Origin of the sequence: Flavobacterium sp. DSP2-3-1 (assembly GCF_049896865.1) — a bacterium.
Classification (GTDB): Bacteria; Bacteroidota; Bacteroidia; order Flavobacteriales; family Flavobacteriaceae; genus Flavobacterium.
This window is the reverse complement of sequence record NZ_JAFCVD010000001.1, coordinates 73,176-98,985: the sequence shown is the minus strand read 5'-3', so window position 1 is coordinate 98,985 and position 25,810 is coordinate 73,176. Positions and strand designations below refer to the sequence as shown.

24 protein-coding genes are annotated in these 25,810 nt (G+C 35.5%); 9 read left to right on the top strand and 15 right to left on the bottom strand.

From position 1 onward, the window contains the following. Positions 1–111 precede the first annotated feature (111 nt). From ACP7AT_RS00460 to ACP7AT_RS00440, 5 genes are all read left to right on the top strand, one after another. Positions 112–1,152, top strand: a complete 1,041-nt coding sequence (locus tag ACP7AT_RS00460) for a Gfo/Idh/MocA family oxidoreductase (protein ID WP_426062408.1) — start codon at positions 112–114, stop codon at positions 1,150–1,152. 169 nt (positions 1,153–1,321) lie between these two features. After that, a complete protein-coding gene (locus ACP7AT_RS00455) occupies positions 1,322–2,533 on the top strand; it encodes an MFS transporter (RefSeq protein WP_426062407.1) in 1,212 nt (403 codons plus the stop codon). 365 nt (positions 2,534–2,898) lie between these two features. Continuing rightward, positions 2,899–5,832 carry a carboxypeptidase-like regulatory domain-containing protein gene (locus ACP7AT_RS00450; protein ID WP_426062406.1) on the top strand — a complete coding sequence of 978 codons (2,934 nt, stop codon included), beginning with the start codon at positions 2,899–2,901 and terminating at the stop codon, positions 5,830–5,832. A 10-nt stretch (positions 5,833–5,842) separates the two neighbouring features. After that, on the top strand, positions 5,843–7,192 hold the full coding sequence (locus tag ACP7AT_RS00445; RefSeq protein WP_426062405.1) for a DUF5689 domain-containing protein: 1,350 nt from the start codon (positions 5,843–5,845) through the stop codon (positions 7,190–7,192). 60 nt (positions 7,193–7,252) lie between these two features. Continuing rightward, a complete protein-coding gene (locus ACP7AT_RS00440) occupies positions 7,253–7,714 on the top strand; it encodes an FKBP-type peptidyl-prolyl cis-trans isomerase (RefSeq protein WP_426062404.1) in 462 nt (153 codons plus the stop codon). Between the two features lie 327 nt (positions 7,715–8,041). Here ACP7AT_RS00440 and ACP7AT_RS00435 read toward each other — a convergent pair whose 3' ends face one another. After that, a complete protein-coding gene (locus ACP7AT_RS00435) occupies positions 8,042–10,156 on the bottom strand; it encodes a glycoside hydrolase family 97 protein (RefSeq protein ID WP_426062403.1) in 2,115 nt (704 codons plus the stop codon). A 706-nt stretch (positions 10,157–10,862) separates the two neighbouring features. Here ACP7AT_RS00435 and hflX point away from each other — a divergent pair. Next, on the top strand, positions 10,863–12,113 hold the full coding sequence (gene hflX, locus ACP7AT_RS00430; RefSeq protein WP_426062402.1) for a GTPase HflX: 1,251 nt from the start codon (positions 10,863–10,865) through the stop codon (positions 12,111–12,113). A gap of 6 nt (positions 12,114–12,119) precedes the next feature. Here hflX and ACP7AT_RS00425 read toward each other — a convergent pair whose 3' ends face one another. Continuing rightward, positions 12,120–12,308 (bottom strand): hypothetical protein, encoded by a 189-nt coding sequence (locus ACP7AT_RS00425; protein ID WP_426062401.1) that lies wholly within the window; start codon positions 12,306–12,308, stop codon positions 12,120–12,122. A gap of 404 nt (positions 12,309–12,712) precedes the next feature. Between ACP7AT_RS00425 and ACP7AT_RS00420 the strand changes: the two genes are divergently transcribed. Further along, a complete protein-coding gene (locus tag ACP7AT_RS00420; protein ID WP_426062400.1) occupies positions 12,713–12,883 on the top strand; it encodes a hypothetical protein in 171 nt (56 codons plus the stop codon). 205 nt (positions 12,884–13,088) lie between these two features. Here ACP7AT_RS00420 and ACP7AT_RS00415 read toward each other — a convergent pair whose 3' ends face one another. The 6 genes from ACP7AT_RS00415 to ACP7AT_RS00390 all read right to left on the bottom strand — a co-directional run bounded on the left by ACP7AT_RS00415 (position 13,089) and on the right by ACP7AT_RS00390 (position 17,990). Then, positions 13,089–13,601 (bottom strand): DUF2480 family protein, encoded by a 513-nt coding sequence (locus ACP7AT_RS00415; protein ID WP_426062399.1) that lies wholly within the window; start codon positions 13,599–13,601, stop codon positions 13,089–13,091. A gap of 9 nt (positions 13,602–13,610) precedes the next feature. Then, entirely contained in the window at positions 13,611–15,443 is a 1,833-nt protein-coding gene (locus tag ACP7AT_RS00410; protein WP_426062398.1) for an ABC transporter ATP-binding protein, read from the bottom strand. A 1-nt stretch (position 15,444) separates the two neighbouring features. Beyond that, positions 15,445–15,768, bottom strand: a complete 324-nt coding sequence (locus ACP7AT_RS00405) for a DUF59 domain-containing protein (RefSeq protein WP_426062397.1) — start codon at positions 15,766–15,768, stop codon at positions 15,445–15,447. Positions 15,769–15,879: 111 nt separating this feature from the next. Further along, positions 15,880–16,299, bottom strand: a complete 420-nt coding sequence (locus tag ACP7AT_RS00400) for a SufE family protein (RefSeq protein WP_426062396.1) — start codon at positions 16,297–16,299, stop codon at positions 15,880–15,882. A gap of 23 nt (positions 16,300–16,322) precedes the next feature. Further along, a complete protein-coding gene (locus tag ACP7AT_RS00395; protein WP_426062395.1) occupies positions 16,323–16,754 on the bottom strand; it encodes a hypothetical protein in 432 nt (143 codons plus the stop codon). A gap of 21 nt (positions 16,755–16,775) precedes the next feature. Then, positions 16,776–17,990: an aminotransferase class V-fold PLP-dependent enzyme gene (locus tag ACP7AT_RS00390; protein ID WP_426062394.1), complete on the bottom strand. Its 1,215-nt coding sequence runs from the start codon at positions 17,988–17,990 to the stop codon at positions 16,776–16,778. A 425-nt stretch (positions 17,991–18,415) separates the two neighbouring features. On the opposite strand from ACP7AT_RS00390, the gene ACP7AT_RS00385 reads away from it, so the two are divergent. Further along, a complete protein-coding gene (locus ACP7AT_RS00385; RefSeq protein WP_426062393.1) occupies positions 18,416–19,762 on the top strand; it encodes a serine hydrolase domain-containing protein in 1,347 nt (448 codons plus the stop codon). A 69-nt stretch (positions 19,763–19,831) separates the two neighbouring features. Here ACP7AT_RS00385 and sufD read toward each other — a convergent pair whose 3' ends face one another. From sufD to ACP7AT_RS00350, 7 genes are all read right to left on the bottom strand, one after another. Next, positions 19,832–21,148, bottom strand: coding sequence for a Fe-S cluster assembly protein SufD (gene sufD / locus ACP7AT_RS00380; protein WP_426062392.1), 1,317 nt, complete (start codon positions 21,146–21,148; stop codon positions 19,832–19,834). Positions 21,149–21,245: 97 nt separating this feature from the next. After that, complete coding sequence (locus tag ACP7AT_RS00375; RefSeq protein WP_426062740.1) at positions 21,246–21,464, bottom strand: four helix bundle protein; 219 nt, start codon at positions 21,462–21,464, stop codon at positions 21,246–21,248. Between the two features lie 204 nt (positions 21,465–21,668). After that, a complete protein-coding gene (gene sufC / locus ACP7AT_RS00370) occupies positions 21,669–22,421 on the bottom strand; it encodes a Fe-S cluster assembly ATPase SufC (RefSeq protein ID WP_426062391.1) in 753 nt (250 codons plus the stop codon). 12 nt (positions 22,422–22,433) lie between these two features. Then, positions 22,434–22,706, bottom strand: a complete 273-nt coding sequence (locus ACP7AT_RS00365; RefSeq protein WP_426062390.1) for a Txe/YoeB family addiction module toxin — start codon at positions 22,704–22,706, stop codon at positions 22,434–22,436. After that, positions 22,697–22,891 (bottom strand): DUF2683 family protein, encoded by a 195-nt coding sequence (locus ACP7AT_RS00360; protein WP_426062389.1) that lies wholly within the window; start codon positions 22,889–22,891, stop codon positions 22,697–22,699. Before ACP7AT_RS00360 ends, ACP7AT_RS00365 begins: the two co-directional genes overlap by 10 nt. 20 nt (positions 22,892–22,911) lie before the next feature. After that, the gene (sufB, locus tag ACP7AT_RS00355; RefSeq protein WP_426062388.1) at positions 22,912–24,360 is read right to left on the bottom strand and encodes a Fe-S cluster assembly protein SufB; all 1,449 of its coding nucleotides are present in this window, start codon (positions 24,358–24,360) and stop codon (positions 22,912–22,914) included. 90 nt (positions 24,361–24,450) lie between these two features. Continuing rightward, positions 24,451–24,780 carry a HesB/IscA family protein gene (locus ACP7AT_RS00350; RefSeq protein ID WP_426062387.1) on the bottom strand — a complete coding sequence of 110 codons (330 nt, stop codon included), beginning with the start codon at positions 24,778–24,780 and terminating at the stop codon, positions 24,451–24,453. A gap of 167 nt (positions 24,781–24,947) precedes the next feature. On the opposite strand from ACP7AT_RS00350, the gene ACP7AT_RS00345 reads away from it, so the two are divergent. Then, positions 24,948–25,808 carry an MBL fold metallo-hydrolase gene (locus tag ACP7AT_RS00345; protein WP_426062386.1) on the top strand — a complete coding sequence of 287 codons (861 nt, stop codon included), beginning with the start codon at positions 24,948–24,950 and terminating at the stop codon, positions 25,806–25,808. The last annotated feature ends 2 nt before the right edge of the window (positions 25,809–25,810 follow it).

Below are 25,810 nucleotides of genomic sequence, written 5' to 3'. Positions count from 1 at the left end.
GTGAATTTCAAAGGTAGAATTTCAGAGTTAGCCATTTCACCTAATTCTTAGATGAACCCATATGATTTATTTGTTTAAAAACGCACACCCTCCTAATCTGAAAAATACGATATGCAAAAAATAAAAACAGCATTGCTCTCCTATGGCATGTCCGGAAAAGTATTTCATGCTCCTTTTTTAAATTTTCACGCGGGATTTGAACTTCTTGGTTCTTGGGAACGAAGTAAAAAATTAATCCACCAGGATTTTCCTGCGGTAAAAAGCTACGCGTCAATGGAGGAAGTATTGCAAGATGATGTTGATTTAGTGGTTGTAAATACTCCTGTAGAAACACATTATGAATATGCAAAACAAGTCCTTTTGGCTGGAAAGCATGCCATAGTCGAAAAAGCATTTACCACAACTGTTGCCCAAGCGCAGGAATTAGCGGCTATCGCCAAAGAAAAAGGATTAAAATTGGCCGTTTTCCAAAACAGAAGATGGGACAGCGATTTCAAAACCATACAGAAAATTATTTCAGAAAAAGTATTGGGTGACATTGTGGAAGCCGAATTCCATTTTGACCGTTATAATCCGGTTTTAAGTCCAAAGCAACACAAAGAATCCGCCAATTCTGGCGCAGGCATTTTAAAGGATTTAGGGCCTCATTTAATTGATCAGGCGTTGTGTTTATTTGGTTTACCACAATCGGTTTTTGCCGATATTCGCATCACGAGGGAACATTCGTTAGTAGATGATTACATTGATATTTTACTGTATTATTCCAATTTTCGTGTCCGACTCAAAGCAGGATTTTTTATTCGCGAAGCCATTCCGGCGTATGTTATTCATGGAAAAAAAGGTTCGTTCTTAAAACCGCGTGGTGATGTACAGGAAGACGAATTGAAAGCAGGAAATAAGCCAAATTTAGAAACGTGGGGAACGGAATCCATTGAAAAACGGGGACTTTTGCACACTGAAATTAATGGAGAAATTATTCAGGAAATTATACCCACACTTCAAGGGAATTATTATGATTTTTTTGACGGAATTTATCATTCGATTGTAAATGACTTAACCGAACCTGTGACGGCTCAAGATGGTCTATATGTAATGCAAATTATTGAAGCTGCAATCCAAAGCAGTGCGCAGAAAAAAGTAATTGATCTATAAAATCTGCCGGGAATTCGCTAAATTTTTACAAGGTTAAAAAAATTAGTAAATTCCCGGTAATTACTTTTTATAAACAATAACGTTGTATTTTTCTTCAAATGTGTTGTTTTTACACAATTAATGATTGCTTTTTGTAATTTTGACCCAATAAATGCTAAAATAAATCACTTTGATAGATTTAAACTTTTTAGGAAGGTCAAAAACGAAAGCCAAACTCAAGAAAACATATACAGAAGCGAAGGTTTCTTATTTGAACCGAATTCGTTGGGCGGTTTCCATGTTTTATTTTGGCATGGGTTTGTGTTTTGCCACTTGGGCCAGCCGAATTCCGGATATTAAGACCGATTTACACCTCAGCGAAGGGGATTTAGGAAGTATTTTATTTGCTTTGCCATTAGGTCAATTAGTGATTATGCCTTTTTCGGGAAAATTAGTTACTCGTTTTGGCAGCCACAGAATCTTAATATTTGCTCTTTTATTGTATGTTTTTAGCATGACAAATTTAGGTTTGGCCGCTGCGGCTTGGCAATTGTCATTGGGATTATTCGTATTTGGAATCTTTGGAAATCTATCAAATATTGCAGTAAACACTCAAGGTGTTTATACCGAAGTGTTGTTCAAAAAAACCATTATGTCGTCTTTTCATGGAATGTGGAGTTTTGCAGGATTCACAGGAGCTTTGATAGGTTTAGGAATGCTCGCTTTTAAATTAACACCTTATATTCACTTTGTCATTGTTGCCGGAATCGTGTTTTTGATGATGGTGTTCAACTATAAATTTTTAATAAAAGCCAAAGAAACTATTAAAGCCGAAAAGAAAAAACTTTTTTCAAAACCGGATAGCGCGCTAATTTGGTTGGGAATAATCGGATTTTGTTGTATGGCGAGCGAAGGCGTAATGTTCGACTGGAGCGGTGTTTATTTCAAAGATGTCATCAAAGCGCCCGGACCATTAGTCATTTTGGGATATACTTCTTTTATGATTATGATGGCTGGCGGACGTTTCTTAGGAGATGGTTTAATACGCAAATTTGGACGAAAAACGGTCTTACAAATAAGCGGAATCATGATATCAGCAGGGCTTTTTACAGCCGTATTCTTCCCGTTTGTAATTCCCGCAACCATTGCGTTTATGTTTGTCGGATTAGGAGTTTCCACTATAGTACCCACAGTTTATAGCGTTGCAGGTAAAAATCCAAACGTGTCTCCCAGTGTGGCGTTGACTACAGTTTCAAGCGTCAGTTTCCTAGGTTTTCTTATGGGTCCGCCAATTATCGGGTACATTGCGGAGCTATCAAGCCTGCGATTTTCATTCGCATTCATCGGTATTTTTGGAATTCTTATCTCCTTGATGGTGTCCCGAATCAAAGCAATCGAATAAATAGAAGTATTTAGGAGCACTACATTTCGTTTTTATAAAAACACATCCTCCCGCTGTTCGCAGTATCCACGCGAAAAACCGTGGGATACTTGCTGCCATCGGGGCTATTAAATTCGTTTATATTTTTTAAGAACTTTTCCAAAAAACAGTTTCAAAAACAAATTCACAAAAATAATTACATTGAAAATCAATATGTTAGTATTTTTTTTATACATTTAACATTATAATTCTTTCATAGATTATTTTGATTTGATACTGCCAGCAAAATACCACTTAGTGGGCAGTATCGTATTTAAGGTTTATACCACTTTTTCCAAAATTCAATTTTAATTATTGAACATCATCCCATTTCGGATAATGTTTTCATGTTTGTAGTTCAACCGTTACATGTGATTGTAACGATTGAACTACTTATTGGATTTTCAGCTTTTAAAAAATATAAACCATCATCCGTTGCATCTATGAACAAATTTTACGTTGCATTTTTCTTTATCGTTCATATTGGATGTAGTGTTGCACAAAACAACACAGGATTTTTTGGAAAAGTCGTGGATTCAAAAACCCAAAATCCATTGGGTTTTGTGGTAGTCAGTATTCAAAATACTACTTTAATGCAACTCACTAAAGACGATGGTAATTTCAGTTTTGATTCTGTTTCCGCAGGAAATATTTTGGTTCTGGTGCACAGTCAGGGATTCAAAGATGGCTTGTATCCGGTTGAAATTACCGAAGAACAAATGTTGGATTTAGGAACCATAACTTTAGAAGAAGACCAATCCACGGAACAACAAAACAGCATTATAACCCTTATCGAAAGTGATTTTGGTGAGGATAACAGTAGTTCCGAAAGTACTTCCGGACTTTTACAATCATCCCGCGATGCTTTTTTGCAGGCCGCCGCTTTCAACTGGGGACAAGCTCGTTTTAGAGTGCGCGGATTAGACAGCGAGCATTCCACGATGATGATTAATGGCGTTTCAATGAATAAAATTTATGATGGAAGACCACAATGGGGCGAGTGGGGCGGGCTGAATGACGCGCTCCGCAATCAGGAATTTACGCTTGGAACAGCACCATCGGATTATACGTTTGGCGGAATTTTAGGAACGCAGGAAATCAATACGCGAGCGTCCATTTACAGACCCGGTTCCCGAATTTCTTTTTCATCAGCAAACATTAATTATCGTTGGCGTACGATGGCAACGCATGCTTCCGGAATGAATTCCCGTGGTTGGGCTTTTGTGGTTTCGGCAGGAAAGCGCTGGGCGCAGGAAGGCTATTTTGAAGGAACAAATTATGATGCAAATTCCTTTTTTATCAGTCTCGAAAAAAAGTTAAACGAAAAGCATTCGTTGAATCTGACGGCAATGTACACGCCAAATTCCAGAGCCAAAAATTCTCCAAACACAGCTGAAGTTACGCAATTGACAAGCGTAAAATACAGTTCCTATTGGGGTTTTCAAGACGGTAAAAAGAGAAACGCCCGTATTAAAACCATTGAAGAACCCACGATAATGCTGAATCATTATTTTAAAATCAACGATAAAACAAACCTGAATTCGAGCGTGATGTATCAATTTGGGAAAATTGCCAACAGCAAAATCGATTATCAAAATGCGAATAGCCCTGATCCCACGTATTACAGAAAAATGCCCAGTTATTACAGCTCGCTATATGCACCGGATAACGGAGAATTTTCGGGAGCATTTACTCCAGATTATGAAAATGCGGAGAAAAGTAAAACGGGATTTTTAGCCCATTCGCAAATCGATTGGACGGCTTTGTACCAAGCCAATCAAAATTCAGTTTTGGATACTAATGGAACAATTACGGGATATGAACCTACAAAAAGTAAATATGTATTATACGAAGATCAAGTAGAAGATCAAACAGCGGTGGCGACAACAAATTTGAGTGCCCAACTATCCGAGAATATTTTTTTGAATGCCGGAGCATCTTTCAAAAAACTAAAATCGCATAATTCACAAAAATTGTTGGACTTACTTGGCGGTTCTTATTTTGAAGATATTGATGCTTTTTATAGCGGGAATCAATCCCAGTCTGATTTAAATAATCCAGACCGGCAAGTGGTCGTTGGAGATACGTATGGATACAATTATAATTATTTTGCCAATATTTTAGAAGCGTTTACGCAATTTAAATTCACCTACAGTAAAGTGGATTTTTATCTGGCGCAAAATTTTTCAAGGGCAGATTATCAACGGGAAGGTTTGTACAAAAACGGAATCTATGAAACCAATTCCTTCGGGAAAAGCGAAAAAACAGCGTTTGAAAACTTTGGCTTCAAAGCCGGATTTAATTTGAAAATTTCTGGCAAACAAATGGTGACTTTTAACGCGGCACATTTGACCAAAGCACCCTCATTGAGAAATACTTTTGCTAATTCCCGATTGAACAATGCGATTGTAGACGGAATTGAAAGCGAGAACATCACCAGTTTGGACGCCAGTTATGTTTACCGTTCCCCAAAACTCAAAGCCCGACTAACAGCGTATTATTCTCTAATAAAGAACGCAACTCAAATTTCCTTTTTTTATGCCAAGGGAATTTTTGATGACGGCGCAGGTTATTTAAACACCGATGCTTTTGTGAGCCAAACATTAACGCAACTAAACAAGAAGAATGTGGGTGCCGAATTTAGTTTGGAATACCAATTGACACAAACGTTCAAAACCACTTTTTCAGCGGCTTTTGGGGAATATATTTATGACAGCAATCCAAGAGTGACTTTGACAAACGATGCCGAAGCAACTCCAGAAAATACCAGTCCGATTTTTGATTTTGGAACGGCTTCCCTCAAAAATTACAAGCAAGCGGGGATGCCGCAACGAGCGTATTCCATGGGAATTGAATATCGAGATCCAAAATATTGGTGGATTAGCGCGAATGTAAATTACCTCACCAACAGTTATATTGATATTTCACCCATTTCCAGAACTGAGATATTTTATAAAAATCCCGCAAGTGCTTTTAATTTTCCGGAAGCTACGGAAGAGCGTGCAGCAGAACTATTAAAACAAGAAAAATTTGATCCAACGATGTTGTTCAATCTTGTGGGTGGAAAATCATGGCGCATTTATGGTAAAAATGTTGGAGTTTTTGCCAGCATCAATAATGTGCTTGATGTAACGTATAAAACAGGCGGTTACGAACAAGCCCGAAATGCAAATTTCAGACAAATTAATCAGGATGTTTCCAGCGGAACACCTTCTTTTGGGCCAAAATATTTCTACGGATACGGCAGAACGTATTTTGTAAATTTTTATATCAATTTATAAATTATGGCATATGAAATCAACATTTTATAAATCGTTTTTACTGTTGGCAATAACTTTCAGCAGTTGTGTAACAGATGAGGTTGCGGCTCCAAAACTCATTTGTACGCAACCGGATTTAGTAACTAATACAACCGTTGGCGAAGTTCGCGCTACTGCGAATGCGATTGTAACGCAATATAAATACGATGATATCATTGAGGCGTATGTGGTTTCAAGCGATGAATCGGGGAACTTTTTTAAGTCTATTTCCTTTCAGACTTTGGCAACAGCCACCACGCCAGCCATAGGATTTAGCGTTCCTGTGGATGCTACAAATTTGTATATTGATTATAGATTGGGCAATAAAGTATACATAAAGTTGAAAAACCAATACACGGATATTTCGTTCGGTGGCATGCGCATCGGAAGCATTTTTGTGAATTCCTATAATGAAGGCGGAGTAGGACGGCTTTCGCAAAATGAATATAAAAAAGTGCTGAATGCATCTTGTACAAACGTAAAGGAAGAGGTTCTTGTTCGGTCATTAATCATGTCGGAATTGCTGAACGATGCTAACTTAAATACGTTGGTCGAATTGTCTGACGTTCAATTTTCGCCCGAAGCTGTAGGTCGACACTATTTTGAGGAAGTCAATAACGTGGGCGGCGCGACGAATTGGGGTTTAATAGATAAATTAGGCAATAAAGTGTATTTTAGAACCAGTAGTTTCTCTGATTTTGCGAGTAAAATAGTTCCGCAAGGTAGCGGAAAAGTAAGGGGCATTTTAACGAAATATGGAACGGATTACCAATTAATACCCCGTTCCGAAAAAGATGTTGTGATGACCGAGACTCGACTGGTTCCTTTCTTCATTGAAAATTTTGAAACCGTGGTTGATAAATCAAAATTAAGTCTTCCGGGATGGTCCAATTTGGTGCAGAAAGGAACACTTTTCTGGAAAGGCACCGTTTATTCTGGAAATGGATACGCCGAATTTAATATTTCTGGAACTAAAGTTATTTCAAATGTAGCTTGGCTGATTTCGCCGAAAATAGATATGGAGGTTCACACGAAAGAAGTTTTATCTTTTAGATCGGCTCAACATCATTTAGACGTTGATTCCCAATTAAATTCTTTGGAAGTATATGTTTCCGGTAATTTTGATGGGTTGAATTTTGCTACAGCAACTTGGGTTCCGTTAGCCGTTAATTTGCCCAAGCAAGCCACACCTTGGTATCAATTTGTAGGAAGTGGCGCAGTAGATTTATCTTCGTACAAAGGTAAAATCAACATTGCTTTTAAATATACCGGTTCTGGGAAAAATCTAGCTTTGGATGGTGCTTTTCAAGTAGATGACGTTCAGGTTTTTGGTATTAAATGATTTTTATAAAAGGCTTTGCTTGAATTACTATATTTGCAGCCTTAACATTTAAATTAAATTATGAAATCTACTTTATTAGCATTAGTTTCTTTATTATTTGTTTCTTGTTTATCGGATAATGAAGCATCTAAACCTGTTGATTACACCGTTCAAAATGAAAAAGAAATCGTGGATTATATTGCCAAAAATAAATTGACTGCCACAAAAACCGATTCAGGTTTGTATTATGTGGTTAATGAAGCGGGAACTGGTGTTCAACCAACAGCTTCATCTAACGTAACGGTAGCGTACAAAGGGTATTTTACTAATGGAAATGTTTTTGATGAGAGTAAAGCCGAAGGTATTTCTTTCGGATTAAATCAAGTTATAAAAGGCTGGACAGAAGGCATTCCCTTTTTTAAAGAAGGTGGAAACGGAGTTCTATTAATTCCTTCTCATCTGGGTTATGGAAGCAACGGTAGCGGACCCATTCCAGGAGGTTCTGTTCTTGTTTTCAATGTTAAACTGATTAAAGTAAATTAGTTCAAGAGAAAGATAAAACTAAAAAAGGCTGTCTAGATTTTCTAGGCAGCCTTTTCTGTTTTATGAATTTATGTGGTAGAATGAATTACTATACACGGATTATTATTATGAACTCGTTGGGTGTAATTAATAAAAATTTCAATTAATCTTTAATAAAAAATTTGAACCGCATAGAAACATAGAAAAAAAGAGTAAGATAGCCTAATTCTTGGGTTCACATAGCTATGGTTTTCTCTAAAAAAGTGAAACGCCATACGGAACTTTAAAATCTATATTTCTAGCAGGTTAAAAAATTAAACAAATTGAATTACACCCAACGGGTTATTATTATTTGATTTCAACGATGCTTATCGCATAACCTCCACCTGGTGCACTTAACTGCGATAGTTTTGATTTGTTGGTTACGGTCATTTTACGAATCGTATACGCTTGCGGATTGGTTTTGTAATGAGCATCTTTTGCATCAGCATAAATCGTAGCCGTATATTTTTTTCCTTTTTCCAAGAAATCAAATTTGATGGTTGAGGTTCGAGACGTATCGCCATTTACATTACCAATGAACCAATTGTTAGTCACTTTTGCTTTACGAGCCACAGTAACGTATTGTCCTGGTTCTGCTTCAAGGTATTTGCTGTCCGTCCAATCTACTGCTACATCTTTGATAAACTGAAAAGCATCAGGAAAGCGATCATAATTTTCCGGTGTATCGGCTGCCATTTGCAACGGGCTGTACATCGTTACATACAATGCCAATTGATTTGCAATCGTACTGTTGACATGAGAATTATTATCCGGATTCAATTTGCTTAAATCCATTTCAAAAATTCCCGGCGTATAATCCATCGGTCCTCCCACTAAACGGGTAAAAGGCAATACCGTTACGTGATTTGGTTTAGATCCGCCAAAAGATTGATATTCTGTTCCTCTTGCGGCTTCGTTACCAATTAAATTGGGATACGTTCTGGAAATACCAGTTGGACGAACCGCCTCGTGCGCATTCACCATAATTTTATAATCGGCTGCTTTTTCTATTGCGTATTGATAGTGGTTGTTCATAAATTGGTTATAATGATTTCCACCGTTCTCAATGATAGAACCAACATAACCACTTTTTACGGCATCATACCCATTGTCTTTCATAAACTGATACGCTTTATCCATGTGGCGTTCGTAATTACGCACAGAACCTGAAGTTTCGTGGTGCATAATCATTTTAATGCCTTTTGATTTGGCGTAATCATGTAAGCCTTTGACATCAAAATCCGGATACGGCGTCAGGAAATCAAAAACATAATCTTTGGAGTGTCCAAACCAGTCTTCCCAACCTTCATTCCAGCCTTCGACTAAAACCGCATCAAAACCGTGTTTAGCTGCAAAATCAATGTATTTTTTGACATTGCTGTTGTTTGCGCCATGCTTTCCATTTGGTTTTGCTTTTGAAAAATCAGTAACGCCAAGTTGTACCGTTGGAAACTCATCCGTGTATGCCCAAGAACTTTTTCCGGTAATCATTTCCCACCAGACACCCACATATTTTAACGGTTTTATCCATGAAGTATCTTCAATTTTAGAGGGTTCATGCAAGTTCAAAGTTATTTTTGAAGCTAGAATTTCTTTTGCGTCATCACTAACAATTATGGTGCGCCAAGGCGAATGATTTGGGGCTTGCATGTATCCTTTATCGCCTTTGGCATCTGGTGTCAACCAGGATTCAAAAACCATATTTTTATCATCGAGATTCAAATGCATGCAAGAATAATTAATTAATGCCGCTTCATGTAAATTGATATACAAATTATCCGCTGTTTTTAACATTAGCGAAGTCTGAACTCCTGTTGTAGAAAACGACTTTTGCGAAACATTTGCGGTAGTTGCTTTTTCTGATAAACCTCTAATTTCTGATAATTTTGAGGTTGTATAATCGTATTCTTGAGTGTCATAATCGCCTGGAATCCAAAAAGCAGTATGATCGCCTGTCATGGCAAATTGAGTTCTTTCTTCTTTGATTACAAAATAAGTAAGGTTTTTTTGCGAAGGAAATTCATAACGAAATCCTAAACCATCGTCAAACAAACGAAAGCGAATAACAATTTGTCTCTCGGTTTCTTTTTGATTTAAGGTTACTGACAATTCGTTATAATGATTGCGAATTGAGGCTACTTCACCCCAAACTGGTTTCCAGCTTTCATCAAAAGTTGCTGTTTTCGTGTCAATAACAGTAAAATCATTTAATAATGATTTTTTGTCGTTTTTTAATTCAAGACCCAATTTACTGGATTTGACAACTGCTTTGCTTTTGTAATTTAAACTGTAACTTGGAGTTCCGTCATTTAGTAATGTAAACTCCATTACAAATTTCCCATTTGGGGATTTTAACTGCTGCGATTTTGCAGGGCTAAAAAACGCTAGCCATAGTAAGGCTGTGAAAAGAAATTGCTTCATTTTTTAAAATATAAATTAATAATTAATCCAAGTTTGGAAATAGCAGTCGGATATTTTTTTAGGAAATCGAATTATTGAAAAACGCAACTGTTTTAATTTAAATTCCGATAGTGCGAAAGCAAAAGTAACCTCTTTATTGTTTATTTCACTCTCTTTGCAGTCAAATAAAATTTGAAATAATGTGCTGTTTTGTTCAATTTATCTGGTAGTAAGTTAAAAGTATTGCCGAAACTGTTTTCAAATGACGTAATTTATTAAAACAGAACGAGTATTTAATGTAAGCAAGTCAAAAACAATAATTTTAAAAATAAACGCAAATTCGCCAAATTTTTTAGCTACTAATTACCCAAATTTTTACTATTTTTTTATCAAATGTTGATTCGTGGCAAAATATTTTTTTGGAAATAATCACTATGGCCCGCTGATAAAACAGTTGTGGCAGATACTCACAGATTATTTAACGCCAAGAGAAAAATCCGTTTAATCTGTGCTAATCTGTGGCAAATCTTTTCTCGTTTTAAAGTAAAATCGTAGCTTCATCTGTAGAAATCTGTATCTGAATTTATTTGATTCGCGGCAAAACATTTCATTAGTCTAATTTTTGGTTCGACCGAAAACTATCATTATTTACGGCTTCTAATTTTTTATAAACCCATAACTTCATAAGTACAAAGCAAATCATTAAATTTGTAGCTTATTCAAAGACATGTTAGAAAAAGAAGTAATAAATTTCGAAAAAACGGCTATAGTTGGTATCGTAACTCAAAACCAAAGTGAAGAAAAACTCCGTGAATATCTTGACGAATTGGAGTTTTTGACTTTTACAGCAGGAGGTGAAGTGGTGAAACGTTTTTCGCAAAAAATGGAACGCCCAAATCCCAAGACTTTTGTTGGAACTGGAAAAATTGAAGAAATACATCAATTCGTTAAAGAAAACGATATCTCGACTTTGGTATTTGATGATGAATTATCGCCTTCACAGCAAAAAAATATATCTAAAATCATTACAGAATGTAAAATTTTAGACAGAACACACCTTATTCTTGATATTTTTGCGCAACGTGCCGAAACTTCGTACGCCAGAACACAAGTAGAATTAGCGCAATGCCAATATTTATTACCTCGACTTTCCGGCATGTGGACACACCTTGAGCGTCAAAAAGGGGGAATTGGAATGCGTGGACCCGGCGAAACGGAGATTGAAACCGACAGACGTATTGTGCGTGATAGAATTGCGTTATTGAAAGAAAAAATAAAAAGTATCGACAAGCAAATGGGAACACAACGCGGCAATCGTGGCGCAATGGTTCGTGTGGCTTTGGTGGGATATACTAATGTTGGCAAATCAACCTTGATGAATGCCGTAGGGAAAAGTGATGTTTTTGTAGAAAACAAACTTTTTGCTACTTTGGATACCACTGTTCGAAAAGTAGTCATCAAAAACTTGCCTTTCTTGCTTTCGGATACTGTCGGATTTATCAGGAAATTGCCGACACAATTAGTTGATTCTTTCAAAAGTACGCTGGATGAAGTTCGCGAAGCCGATTTGTTATTACACGTAGTTGATATTTCTCATCCTGAATTTGAAGATCATATCGCATCGGTAAACCAAACGTTATTGGACATCAAAGCCAATGACAAACCGGTAATTATGATTTTCAACAAAATCGATGCTTACAAGCATTTGACCATTGATGAGGATGATTTAATGACCGAAAAAACGCCAAGACATTACACGCTGGAAGAATGGAAATCGACCTGGATGAGCAGAGTAGGCGAGCAAAATGCATTATTTATTTCGGCTACCAACAAAGAGAATTTCGAGGAATTCAGAGAACGCGTTTACGAAGCGGTCCGACACATTCACATTACCCGTTTTCCGTACAATAAGTTTTTGTATCCGGATTATAAAGATGCAGTGGAAAAAGAAGAAAAAGACGAGGAAGAAATCGAATAATTTTCTCTAAAAAATAAATACAGCAATCCCTTTTGAAATTTCAAGAGGGATTTTTTTTTGGGCATGCCCCAGCTTTCTCTGCGTTACAGCTGCGTCAGGCTTTACGCTATAATCTCCCGAAGAAAAATCGGGAGGATTTCCGCTTCCATCCTTCATGCTGGCTCTCGTGAATATAAATGCTTGTACATTGTTCAAAATCAATTTGTAAAAAAAAAACCAGTATATTTGAGAATAAAAAAATATTTATGAAATCGCAAAATAAAATCACAAGATTTTTATTAACTATTGGCGTAATTCTTTTACTAATGGGATTGTTGTCATTAGATTTAAATGATTTTTCTTATAATTTCAATAAAAAATCATATTTTAAAATTATCTCAGGTATTTTGTTGCTTTTGAGTTGTTTTATTAGATTACACTTTGAAAAAAAGAAAACAGTTTCAAACAACTAAAATAATGTTGCTGCCACTTGTTTGTTCACGTTAACTAATTTGTGACAAGTACTTACTTAAATTAATAAACAAAATATAACGTTTGTAATGCCAATCGTTGAAATAGAATATTTTCGATATGTCAAATAAACTTTAAAACTATAAATTATGAATGTTTTAGAATCGCAAATGAAAGAGTTGATACAAAAATCTAAAGATTATCTTGCAAAGGGAAAGCATAAAATAGAATTTAAAATTTTGGGCGTTTCACTAAGTATTTTCGCAATATATGAAGCAGGTAAAAGTTTTGGTGAATTAATATATTTTATCAAAAATTAAATATCGATTAACGCGTTAATGTTCACGTTTTCTGATACGGAACTCACTGGCTCTCGTCCGTCCTCATTCATGGAGATCGTTTGCAACAAGTATCTACTTAAATTTAAAGACAATCTATAACGTTTGCATCGCGGCTGGCTAAAACCAGAGTGAACAAAAAGCCTTTCAAAAATTGAAAGGCTTTTCTAAGAAAATAAATTTAAAATTACCTGCCAGATGATTTATAAAGTGGAACGGCAGAGCAAGCTTCACCATACATAATGCTTCGCGCAAAAGGCTGTAAATATTTGGCAGCTAAAACATAAGCCCTCATCGGAACCGGTTTTCTGGAGCATCCTTTTATGATAATAGACTTGTTTTTATAAACTGAATAGTCAATTTCAGACAGTAATTGTTCATAAAGAGAAGCGTCTAAATCTTCCAAAGTTCCATTGATGATTTTCTTGGCAAAAGGTGCTAATTGAATCGCAACCAAAATGGAAGCCCAAGCCGGAACGATAGCATCGGTACTGCAATTTATTGCCACATATTGATTTTGATATTGTGTCCAATCGTGATTTTTTAATTCCGCTCTAAAGTCTTTTTCTTTTAATAAAAATCCATCAAAAAGCCATTGCGAAATATCTATTTGTGTGCGAATCCCTGTTGGATAATAATCTTCAAGATCAAAAACTACCAAAATACTATTGGCAACTTTATTTATAATTTCATCTTCCATACCATTTTTTTATAGATAGCCTTCAGCCTGCAGTGTGAACAGTTGGGCATATAATTTATTGTTTTCCATTAACTCATTATGCGATCCTGATTCTAAGATCTTACCTTCTTGTAAGACTAAAATGCGGTCTGCCTGTCTTACCGTACTAAACCTATGAGAGATGATCACACTGGTTTTATCTTTTATTAATCCTATAAACCGTTCAAAAACTTCGCTTTCGGCTTTGGCGTCCAGCGCCGATGTGGGCTCGTCCAGAATCATAACTTCAGCATTTTTCATGTAAGCCCGCGCCAATGCGATTTTTTGCCATTGTCCTCCGGATAGTTCCTGACCTTTGGCAAATCGTTTTCCCAGTTGTTGTTCGTAGCCATACTTTAATTCAGAAACAACTTCGTCAGCCAAACTTAATTCAGCCGCTTTTTGTATTCGTTCGGAATCATTAATTTCATCAATTTTTCCGATGGCAATATTTTCTTTCACTGAAAATTCATACTTGAAAAAATCCTGAAAAAGGACTCCAAAATATTCCTGATAATTGGCCTTATTATATCGATTTATATTAATGCCGTCAAGCAAAATTTCACCCGATGTTGGCTCGTAAAACCGAAGCAGTAATTTGGTCAATGTTGTTTTTCCGGCACCATTCTGCCCAACAAATGCTATTTTTTCTCCTGCTTTTATAATAAAACTAATATCTTTTACTATTTGATTATCAGATTCCGGATAAGCAAAATAGACGTTTTTAAATTCAAATCCGGTTTTAATTTTTTCTGGCAACGGAACTTCCTTTTCATTTTTATATTCGGATGGAATGTCAAGAAAATCAAAATAATCTTTCAGATATAAAGAGCTTTCGGATATCCGAGTAAATTTCGAAAAAAAATCTCGCAGACTACTCATTAAACGATTGAAACTCCCGGATAAAAAAGTTAATTCACCAAGTGTAATTCCACCTGAAAGTACCCTGTAAATTATAAAAACATACGCTGCGTAATAACTAATTGATCCCAAAACATTGAATAAAAACCCATAACTGGAACGTTTTACAACGAGCGATTTGTTTAATTTAAAATAGCGTGTCGCAAGGGTTTCAAATCTTTCGACCAGAAAGCTAGTTAATCCAAAAAGCTTTATTTCCTTTGCTGTTTTATCATTGGCGCCAATAAATCTAAGGTAATCCAATTCCCTTCTTTCGGAAGTCCAGCTTCTAGCCAGCGAATATTGTTGTTGACTGAAACGTACTTCATTAATAAAAGACGGAAAAATGCTTAAAACTAATAAGACAATTAAATAAGGTTCAAAATAAATCAATCCTATCACAAGCGAAAAGATAGAAATAGTAGTTTGCGCCTGACCTAAAACATTCGACATTAAATCGACACGACCTGCCGTTTGCGTTCTTGCTCGGTCAAGCTTGTCGTAAAATTCAGAATTTTCCAGCAGACTAATGTCGATTTCATTAGTCTTTTTGATGATTTTAATCGAACTATTGATATTGTACTGATCTCCAAGAATTCCATCGGTAAGTGAAATTGCCCGACCTACCAAATCAGATAACAGTACAAGTATAAACTCTATTGCGACAGAATGCCAAAGCGTAGAATAATCCTTTTCGCCGTGTGTTGTAATTTGGATGATGGCATCAAAAATGAGTTTTCCAACCCATAAAATCGCAACAGGCAACAAAGCCGCAACGAGTCTGCAAAAAGCTGATGTCAAGAATAACGTTTTGTTAGTACGCCAAATTTCTTTGAAAAAACGGGGTATAAAAAAAAGCGAATCAAAAGAAGATTTTAATCCAATTTTTTGATCGTTTAAAGATTTGGGTTGAGTCCGCGCCATTTTAAAGCATTCCCAATTCTAATTTTGCTTCTTCACTCATTAAATCTTTGCTCCAAGGCGGATCAAAAGTGATCTCTACTTCGGCATCTATTACATTCTCTAATGATTTTACTTTTTCCTCCACTTCTCTTGGTAAACTTTCTGCAACCGGACAGTTTGGGGAGGTAAGCGTCATAAGAATTTTTACTTCAAAATCCGTATTGACCATCACGTCGTAAATTAATCCTAATTCGTAAATATCGACAGGAATCTCCGGATCGTAAATAGTCTTTAATATTTTTACGATCGATTCTCCTAATTCAGTTGTGTCTATTTCTTGTGTCATTATTTTTATTTTAAATTTTACGGTTTATAGTTGCAGAATGCACTTCAAAACTCGTTGATTATTAACAATATTCTATTTTCGTAAATTACTCATGTGGTTTAAAAACCATGATTAGTTCTGCGTGCTGAATGCCAAAGCATACATTTTTATATTTTTTATCATCGATACTAAACCGTTGGCGCGTGTTGGCGACAAGTGTTCTTTCAAACCTATTTCATCGATGAAATTCAGATCGGCTGCCAGAATATCAGATGCTTTTTGATTGGAAAAAGTACGAATTAATATTGCAATAATTCCTTTTGTCAAAATTGCATCGCTATCGGCGGTGAAAATAATTTTATCATCCGTTTGCTCTCCTTGCAACCACACTTTGGACTGGCAACCTTTGATAATGTTGTTTTCAGTTTTATATTCTTCTTTGATTAAAGGGAGTTTTTTTCCTAATTCGATGATGTATTCGTACCGCTCCATCCAGTCGTCAAACATGGAGAACTCATCAACAATTTCATCTTGTATTTCTTTAATTTTCATACTCTGCTGAATTTATTTCAGTTTTATTTTTTAGCTAATGAAGTTATCGTATTTACGAATTTCTTTATTTCTTTTGGTGGAAAACCGTGATCAAAACTAGTGCTTTCATAGGCTTTCTCTTTAATGGTAATTTTCAGTTTGGCGATAGCGGCACCATCATGAAAACGTTTTTCGCTGGGTGCTTTGAGCTTAGACAAGCTAGCCAATTTCACTGTTGTAAAACAAGTCACTAATTCTTTCCACTCGGCATCCGATAATTTTTTTGGTACCGGTTTATCCTTTCCGTCTCTATCTTTCGAAACCGTCAACATCTGGTTTTTTACCGTTATCTTCTGATAAAAACCTCTGGTGTTAGCCGTGTATTCAATAACTGCGGTTTCAATTTCTTGCGCTTTGGCACTATCGCAACCGTTTCCCAGAAAAATAGTCAGAAATAATAATGATAAAATTTTCATGTATTGATGATTTTAATTTTTTTAAGATAACATGAGTTGCGCTTTTTTAATAGCTGCAACCATTATGTCAATTTCTTCTTTGGTATTGTAAAAAGCAAACGATGCTCTTATTGTTCCCGGAATTTTAAAGAAATCCATGATGGGTTGCGCGCAATGGTGGCCGGTTCTTACAGCTATTCCTAATTTGTCAATTATGGTGCCAATATCATACGGGTGAATGCCTTCAATATTAAACGAAATTACCGAAGTTTTTTCTTTGGCGGTGCCAAAAATTTTCAAACCCTCAATTTCCAATAATCGTGTAGTTCCGTATTCTAATAATTCCTTTTCTTGCTGTTGAATGTTGTCAAATCCAACTTCATTCATATAGTCAACAGCAGTTCCGAGAACAATTCCTCCTGCAATATTTGGTGTTCCAGCTTCAAATTTATGAGGCAACTCAGCATAAGTAGTGTTCTCGAAAGTCACTTCCTTAATCATTTCGCCTCCACCTTGATACGGCGGTAATTTATTCAACCAAGCTTCTTTTCCGTATAAAATTCCAGTTCCTGTTGGACCGCATATTTTGTGTCCTGAAAAAACATAAAAATCACAATCCAATTCTTGAACATCTGGTTTTAAATGAGGAACGGCTTGCGCTCCGTCTATCAAAATTGCCGCGCCAACTTCATGCGCTTTATCAATCATATATTTAATTGGATTGACAGTTCCAAGAGCATTCGAAATATGATTTACGGTTACAATCTTCGTTTTATCTGAAAGTAATATATCATATTCGGACATAATTAATTCGCCATTCTCATCCATTGGAATTACGCGTAAAGTCGCTCCAGTTTTCTCGCACAACATTTGCCAAGGCACAATATTGCTGTGGTGTTCCAATGCTGACACTAAAACTTCATCGCCTGGTTTCAAAATCGAAGCAAATCCATTGGCAACTAAATTAATTCCATGTGTTGTTCCCGAAGTAAAAAGAACTTCGTGGGCAAATTTTGCATTGATGTGATTTTGAATTTTACCGCGTGAAATCTCGTATGCATCAGTTGCTAGTTGACTTAACGTGTGTACGCCACGATGAATATTAGCGTTGATTTCCTGATAATATTTTGAAATGGCATCAATCACAACCTGTGGTTTTTGCGAAGTGGCTCCGTTGTCGAAATAAACCAACGGTTTTCCGTTTACTTTTTGCGAAAGAATTGGAAAGTCGGCTCTTATTTTATTAATGTCTAACATGTGTCTGCTTTTTTTAATGTTTTATTGGTTTGAAAGAACGCCAATACTAAACATTTTTTTAGAGATACTAATTTGAAATTAGCCTTTCATTATTTAGAATTTTTCTAAATACAAAAGTAGTGAAATTGGAATTAATTTTTGGCAAACACTTGTTAATAAATGTTATTACTAGTTACGATTTAGAAAAATATAATACGACTTCAAACCTTACTTTTTGGTAAATCGGAAGATTTTATGAAATAATTTCTCTTTATAAATTTAACCATTGATAAATTAAGAAAAATTAAGTGGTAAATCTTAATGAAACTTAATTTCTTAATGGTTTAAATAAAAAATATTTGTTCATAAAAAAATCATTTTTCAGTATTCCTAAGTGTTTCAAAAATGTGATTCTTTTTTATTAAATTGCTTCAAATTAATTCTCTATGAAAAAATTCTTCAAGCTCATTGGTTTTGTTTCTTTTATCGGAATCTTTTATTTGGGGTTCACTACTTATCCAAAACTGGATTTAATTTCTGGCTTTTCAGCCAAAAGCATCGCTTCGGGACATTTTATTGATAACCGATCGCAGGAAATGATTGAGAAAGGCGACAATGATATCGACATGATTGATTTGGCCAAAAACAAAATGGATGATGCCGAAAAGTTTGCCGTTGCTTCGGTTTACGGTTTGAAAGAACGAAAAGCAATTTACCGCAAAGGTTTGGGTGTGACTTTAATAAACGATAATTTTGATGTTTCAAAACCGTATTTGGTTCCCAAAAGAACAAAATTGAACAACAACTTACCTTTTCCGTATGGAAATGAGGAACCTAAAGACACCATTTTTAGTAACGTTGATTATACTAAATTGAATGCCGCTGTAGCCAATGCTTTTGACACAAAAGGGCAAATCAAAAAAAGAACGCGTTCCCTTTTAGTAATTTATAAAGACAAAATCATTGCTGAAAAGTACGATACTGGTTTTGATAAAAATAGTAAATTATTAGGTTGGTCCATGACCAAAAGTATTACTAGTACCATGTTTGGAATTTTGGAGAAACAAAGAAAATTTGACATTGATGACCCTGCGCCAATTCCAGAATGGGCGAATGACAACCGAAAATTGATTACAACAAGCGATTTGCTGCACATGAATTCCGGTTTACAATGGGTGGAAGATTACGCGACTATTTCTGATGCCACCAAAATGCTTTTTCAGTCTGAAGATATGACTCGCGCGCAATTAGAAAAACCGGCGGAATATAAACCCAATATGCAGTGGAATTATTCTTCAGGTACGACGAATTTGCTTTCCGGGATTTTGCGAAAGCAGTTCAAAACCCATCAGGAATATTTAGATTTTTGGTATTCCGCTTTAATTGATAAAATAGGAATGAATTCTATGGTGATCGAAACAGATATGACGGGGAATTATGTAGGTTCGTCTTACGGTTGGGCTTCAACACGCGATTGGTCAAAATTTGGCTTGTTGTATTTGCACAAAGGTAATTGGAACGGAGAACAAATTTTCAACGAAAATTGGGTAAAATATACCGCAACTCCTACTAATACTTCCAACGGAAGATATGGCGGACACTTTTGGCTAAATGCTGGCGGACATTTTCCTGATGTGCCAAGAGATATGTACTACTGCAGCGGTTTTCAAGGTCAGATGGTGGCGATTATTCCGTCACTTGATTTAGTTATTGTACGAATGGGTTTAACCGAAGAACCTGAATTTGATTTTAATGGAATGTTGAAAGGTATTGTTGGGAGTTTGAAGAAATAATTGAATAAAAAACCCTTTCAAAGTTTTAAACTCTGAAAGGGTTGCTTGAAAACTTGTACTTAGTATTTATTATAAATCAAATCCCAATTTCACGCCTAATTTTGTGGCGATAATTTTGGTGATGCGTTGTTTTAATTCCGGTATTTTGATGTTTTCAATAACGGCATTCGAGAACGCGTACATTAATAACGCTTTGGCTTCTTTTTTAGGAATTCCGCGCTGTTGCATGTAGAACATTGCCGTTTCGTCTAATTGTCCAACGGTACAACCGTGAGAGCATTTTACGTCATCTGCAAAAATCTCTAATTGTGGTTTAGCATTTATTGTTGCTTTGTCACTCAAAAGAATGTTGTTGCTTTTTTGGAATGCATTTGTTTTTTGAGCGTCTTTCTCCACGTATACTTTTCCGTTGAATACGCCTGTAGAACGATCAGAATAGATTCCTTTGTAATCTTGGAAACTTTCGCAATTTGGAGTGGAATGTTTTACTAAAGTATAATGATCTACGTGTTGCTTTTCGCCGATAATAGTAATTCCGTTTAACGTACTGGTCAATCGTTCCCCAAAGTGATAGAAATTCAAATTATTTCTTGTCAAGTTTCCTCCAAAAGAGAAGGTGTGTACCGAAACGTGACTTTCTTTTTGTTGCGAAACAAACGTATTGTCAATTAAATTTGCTTCAAGAGTGTCGTTTTGGATTTTGTAATAATCAACGATAGCGCGTTTTTGAGCAAAAATTTCGGTAACGGAATTCGTTAATACCGGGTTTTCGGTTAAACTTTGATGCCGCTCAATAATTTGGACATGAGAATTCTCTCCAACAATCACCAAGTTTCTCGGCTGAACCAAAAGCGCGGCTTCATTCCCTGTTGAGAAATACATAATCTCGATAGGTTTGTCAGTCACTTTCATTTTTGGAATGTGGATATAAGCTCCTTCATTGGCGAAAGCTGTATTCAATGAAGTTAAACTTTCGTCTTTGCTGGCAATTTGATTAAAGTAAGTGTCAATAATCATTTTGTATTTTGGTTTGTTCAATGCCGATGACATCAAACAAACATCAACTCCGTCATGTGTTGTTGACGATAAATGCGAACTGAAAACACCATCAATAAACACTACTTTATAAGTGTCTACTTCGTGTAAAAAGTATTTTTTTACATGGTTGAATTCAACTGCATTATCTTCCTTCGGAAAAACGGTAAAGTCATTTTTTAGGATCGCGTTTAGCGAAGTGTATTTCCAAGCTTCGTCTTTTTTTGTTGGGAAACCTTTATTTTCAAAGTTTTTTATGGCTACAATCCTTACGTCATGAAGTTCGGAGTGAACATCAATACGCTCTTCAAAAGCCATAAAAGACGATAGTAATTTTTCTTTCAATTCCATTTTTATTTAAGTCTTAAAGTCGAAAGTAAAATGTCTTAAAGTCGGTATAAGAATAAAATAGCTGATTCAACTATTCTAGACTTTCGACTTTCGACTTTTAAACTTTACGACTAGATTCTAAGTATTTAATAAAACCACTTAACAATTTTGATATTTCTGTTACTGATTCTAAAAGTTTTTCAAATTCTTCTTTAGTAATATAATCTAAATCAAATGCTAAATATAATTGAGAACGAACTTCTCCAGCGGAAGCTTTTGCAACATATAAAAAGTAAATAAACTCTTTGTCTGTATTTCTCTCAAAGCCTTCAGCTATATTTGATGAAATAGAAATTGATGCTCACCTAATTTGTCTAATGAAATCAAAGTCTTTCTTGAAATTTGTATTTTCAGTAATTTGGTAAATTCTCGTATTAAAAACTCTTGCTTTTGCCAAGAATTAATTTCTTCGAAAGAATTAAATTTCCCCATTACTTTTTTCTTTTGACTTTACGACCTTCGACTTTAGACTATTTTAATTTTAAGCTTCTTGTTCTTGTTTAATCCAGTCGTATCCTTTTTCTTCCAATTCATGTGCTAATTCTTTTCCACCGGATTTTACAATTTTTCCGTTGTATAACACGTGAACAAAATCAGGAACGATATAGTCTAATAAACGTTGGTAATGCGTAATAACTACAATTGCATTTTTGTCGCTTTTTAGTTTGTTAACTCCATTAGCCACAATTCGTAAGGCATCAATATCAAGTCCCGAATCGGTTTCATCAAGAATAGCCAATTTTGGTTCTAGCATTGCCATTTGAAAAATCTCGTTACGTTTTTTTTCTCCGCCAGAAAAACCTTCGTTTAGAGAACGAGACAAAAATTTACGGTCGATTTCTAATAATTCTGATTTCTCACGAATCACTTTAAGCATTTCGTTTGCCGGCATTTCTTCCTGACCGTTTGCTTTACGGGTTTCATTAATGGCAGTTCTGATGAAGTTCGTTACTGAAACACCTGGAATCTCTACTGGATATTGAAACGAAAGAAAAACTCCCTTGTGCGCTCTTTCTTCTGGTGCCAATTCCGAAAGGTCTTCTCCGTCTAAAGAGATTTTACCTTCAGTTACTTCGTAGTTTTCGTTTCCTGCAATGATGGAAGCTAACGTACTTTTTCCGGCACCGTTTGGTCCCATTATCGCGTGAATTTCTCCTGCTTTTACTTCAAGGTTAATCCCCTTTAATATTTCTTTATCCCCAATTGAGGCGTGTAAATTTTTTATTGATAACATTTGTTTCTTTGTTTATTCGTAATGACCTTTTAGTGATAAAATGTCTAATATTTCAATTGTATTTTCTTCGGTAACTTTATATATAATGCGATGTTCTTGATTTATTCTTCTTGACCATTTTCCAGAAAGCTGGTATTTCAATTGTTCCGGCTTTCCAATTCCTTCAAAAGGATGTAATTGAATGTCTTGGATTAAAGCAGAAATTTTATTCATAATTGCTTTGTTTCCAGATTTTCTCCAATATTCTCTGTCTTTTTGAGCTTTTTCAGAATAAATTACTTCCACAAATCTTCTAATTTAATTTTAATCCCTTTACCGTCTTTAATACTTTGTTCTGCTTCCAAAATTTCTTTTACAAACTCAGGGTTATATGGATTTTCTTCTTTTATAATTTCAAATCCAAGTGATTTTGCCAACGATTTTAAGACTGGAAAATCTTTTTTCTTTACATTTTTTAAAATAATGTCCATAGCAATTTAAATTTAAAAGATTAACCTACCGAACCTTCTAACGAAATTTCTAATAATTTTTGTGCTTCTACAGCAAATTCCATCGGTAATTTATTCAAGACGTCTTTACTAAAACCGTTTACAATCAAAGCAATTGCTTTTTCGGTTGGAATTCCACGTTGGTTGCAATAGAAAACTTGGTCTTCGCCAATTTTACTTGTCGTAGCCTCATGTTCTATTTTTGCTGATGGATTTTTGCTTTCGATGTATGGAAACGTATGCGCGCCGCAATTATTTCCCATTAATAAGGAATCGCATTGCGAAAAGTTTCTAGCGTTGTCTGCGTTTGGTGAAATCCGGACCAAACCACGGTAACTATTTTGTGATTTTCCTGCAGAAATTCCTTTAGAAATAATGGTCGATTTAGTATTTTTACCTAAATGGATCATTTTTGTTCCAGTATCCGCTTGTTGGAAATTGTTGGTTACAGCAATCGAATAAAATTCTCCCGTTGAATTATCTCCTTTTAAAATAACGGAAGGATATTTCCAAGTTATCGCTGAACCGGTCTCTACTTGTGTCCATGAAATTTTTGCGTTTTTCTCGCAAATTCCTCTTTTGGTTACAAAATTGAAAACTCCGCCTTTTCCTTCTTTATTTCCCGGATACCAGTTTTGTACAGTTGAATATTTTATTTCAGCATCGTCCAAAGCGATTAATTCTACTACTGCGGCGTGCAATTGATTTTCATCACGACTTGGAGCGGTGCAGCCTTCTAAGTAAGAAACATAACTACCTTCATCGGCAACTAATAAAGTTCTTTCGAATTGCCCTGTACCTGCTTGATTGATTCTAAAATAAGTAGAAAGTTCCATTGGACAACGAACGCCTTTTGGAATATAACAGAAAGATCCGTCAGAGAAAACTGCCGAATTCAAAGCTGCGTAAAAGTTGTCTTTTTGCGGTACAACTGTCCCTAAATATTTACGAACTAATTCTGGATGCTCTTTGATGGCTTCAGAAATACTCATAAAGATTATTCCTTTTTCACCTAATGTTTTCTTGAATGTTGTTGCTACTGAAACAGAATCCACAACAATATCCATTGCTACATTGTTCATCATTTTTTGTTCATCGACGGAGATGCCTAACTTTTTGTACATTTCTAAAAGTTCAGGATCTACATCGTCCAATGTTTTATTTGGATCAACGGCTTTTGGAGCTGAATAATAGGAAATGGCCTGAAAATCAGGTTTAGTATAATGCACATTTGCCCATTCCGGCTCAGTCATTTGCTCCCAGGCACGATAAGCTTCAAGACGCCAATCGGTCATCCATTGAGGTTCTCCTTTTTTGTGCGAAATAGCGCGAACGATATCTTCATTTAAACCTATAGGAAACGTTTCTGATTCCAATTCGGTGTAAAATCCGTATTCATATTCTTTAGTTTCGAGTTCGATTTTTAAGTCGTCTTCCGTATATTTTGACATAATTTTATTTTTTAAAACCATTAAGAAATTAAGCTTTGTTAAGGCTTAATTAACTTAATTTCTTAATGGTTTAAATCTGTTGTTATTTGGTTATAAAGAAAATGATTCTCCGCAACCACAGGTTCTATTGGCGTTTGGGTTATTGAAAATAAACCCTTTACCATTTATTCCTCCTGAGAATTCTAAAATTGTTCCGGCTAAGTACAAAAAAGATTTTTTTTCTACAGCGATAGTGATATCATTGTCAACAAAAATTTTATCGTCGTCGCTTTTTGTTTTATCAAATTTTAAATCATAAGACAATCCAGAACATCCTCCGCTTTTTACGCCCACTCTTACATAGTCGTTTGTAGCGTCAAAACCATCATCTTTCATTAAATCGATGATTTTTTTTCTTGCTGTGTCAGAAACTTTTATCATAGCTTATATTGATTTTGTCTAAATTAATGACAAAGATAGTGTATAAAATGCTTTTTCCATAGCTGATAACATTTTTATAACCAATGTTAAAATAGAAAAAAGCTATTTGAAACATCAAAAAGCATTTGAATTTCCTAACTTTGAAACCGATCAAAACCTACAAAAAAATGAAACTATATCCTATAGAAACAGGCAATTTTAAATTGGATGGCGGCGCAATGTTCGGCGTGGTACCAAAAACGATTTGGAACAAAACCAATCCGGCTGATGAAAACAATTTAATTGATATTGCGGCACGCTGTTTATTAATTGAAGATGGCAACCAATTGATTCTGATTGATACAGGAATGGGAAACAAGCAGTCCGAGAAATTTTTTGGTTATTATTCGCTTTGGGGAACCCATTCGATGGACAAATCGTTGGCCAAATATGGTTTTCATCGGGATGATGTAACTGATGTTTTTATGACGCATTTGCATTTTGACCATTGCGGTGGTAGCGTGCAATGGAACGCTGACAAAACAGGATACGAACTTGCTTTTAAAAATGCTAAATTCTGGTCTAACGAAAATCATTGGGAATGGGCTACAAAACCAAATCCTCGGGAAAAAGCATCTTTCTTGTCTGAAAATATTTTGCCGATACAGGAAAGCGGCCAGTTGCATTTTATCCAGAAACCGGAAGGAGATTTTTTAGAAAAATCGGAATTGGGTTTTGGCATCTTCTTTGCTGATGGACATACTGAAAAGCAAATGATTCCGCACATTAAATATCAGGATAAAACGATTGTTTTTTGCGCTGATTTATTGGCAACAGCCGGACACGTTCCCATTCCTTACGTGATGGGTTATGACACCAGACCTTTATTGACTATGCCCGAAAAAGCGAAGTTTCTAAATGCCGCCGCGGATAATAATTATTATTTGTTTTTGGAACACGATGCGGACAATGAAATCATAACTGTAGAGAAAACAGAAAAAGGCGTACGGTTGAAAGAAGTTTATAAATGCGATGAAGTCTTAACATAGTG